Here is a 1,207-nt window from a genome sequence, read left to right on the forward strand (position 1 = left end):
ATGCGCACCGAACTCGTCTTCAGGCAGGTAGGCAATCCCCAGCCCGTTCACAGCGGCGTCGGCGATGTGCACGGTGGAGTTGAACACCAGTTGGCCGTCGACCCGCACTTTCAGCTTTTTGCCCTGACGCTCAAATTCCCAGGCATCGACACCGTCGTAGGTCGGAAATCGAATGTCGATGCAGCGGTGCGCCGCCAGGTCGCGCGGATGTTGCGGGGCGGGGTGCCGGGCAAAGTAGTCGGGCGAGGCGACGACGGCCATGCGCAGCGGCGGGCCGATCGGTACGGCGATCATGTCCTGGGCGACGGTATCGCTGAAACGCACGCCGGCATCGAAGCGGTCGGCAACGATGTCACGGAAACCGTAGTTGATATCGAACTCGAGCTTGATGTCCGGGTATTGCAGCAATAGTGGCGTCAGCTTGGGCAGCAGAGTGGTCTTGATGATGTTGTCGCCGCAGGTGATGCGCACCGTACCGGCAGGCTTGTCGCGCAACTCGGTCAGCGCGTCCAGTTCGGCTTCGATCTCATCGAAACGATGACCCACGGTGTGCAGCAAACGTTCGCCGGCCGCCGTCAGTGACACGCTGCGTGTGGTGCGGGTCAGCAGGCGAATTTTCAGACGCGCTTCCAGCGCCGAGACTACCTGGCTCACCGCCGATTGCGTCACGCCCAGTTGCACCGCCGCGCGGGTGAAACTGCCGGTGCGGGCCACGGTGACGAAGGCGAGCAGGTCATTGAAGTTGGGTTTGGCCATGGCGCAATGCTCAGGTTTATTGATTAGCAGTGTTTATAACCGCATTAAGCACTCATTAGCTAATCAAAGCCTCAAGCCTGCGCAACAATACCTTCATCCCGGCCACGCCTGGCTTCTCGATCAAGGACGCCCCCCATGAAACGACTGTTCATACTGCTCGGGTTTCTCCTGAGTTCATTTACTGCATTCGGAGCTGACATGTCCCACGGTGCCGACAATTTCTTCAAGAGCGACAGGGTGACCGTGCAGAAGGTCAGCTTCAAAAATCAATATCAACTCACCGTGGTCGGCAACCTGTTTGTCCCTAAAGGACTCGACCCGGCAGCGCGCAGCGCGGCGATTATCGTTGGTCATCCGATGGGCGCGGTGAAGGAGCAGAGCGCCAGTCTGTACGCACAGAAACTGGCGGAGCAGGGCTTTGTCACCCTGTCGCTGGATCTGTCGTTCTGGG

Annotated in this window: 2 protein-coding genes; one reads left to right on the top strand and one right to left on the bottom strand. The window is 59.6% G+C overall.

Annotation, left to right across the window (positions count from 1 at the left end; genetic code table 11):
• On the bottom strand, positions 1 to 756 hold a 756-nt coding region (locus tag OQK_RS00775; RefSeq protein ID WP_016770684.1), incomplete at its 3' end, for a LysR family transcriptional regulator.
• A gap of 135 nt (positions 757 to 891) precedes the next feature.
• Here OQK_RS00775 and OQK_RS00780 point away from each other — a divergent pair.
• On the top strand, positions 892 to 1,207 hold a 316-nt coding region (locus OQK_RS00780; RefSeq protein ID WP_038860165.1), incomplete at its 3' end, for an alpha/beta hydrolase.

The organism is Pseudomonas sp. R62, from assembly GCF_000257605.1.
Taxonomy (GTDB): Bacteria; Pseudomonadota; Gammaproteobacteria; order Pseudomonadales; family Pseudomonadaceae; genus Aquipseudomonas; species Aquipseudomonas atacamensis.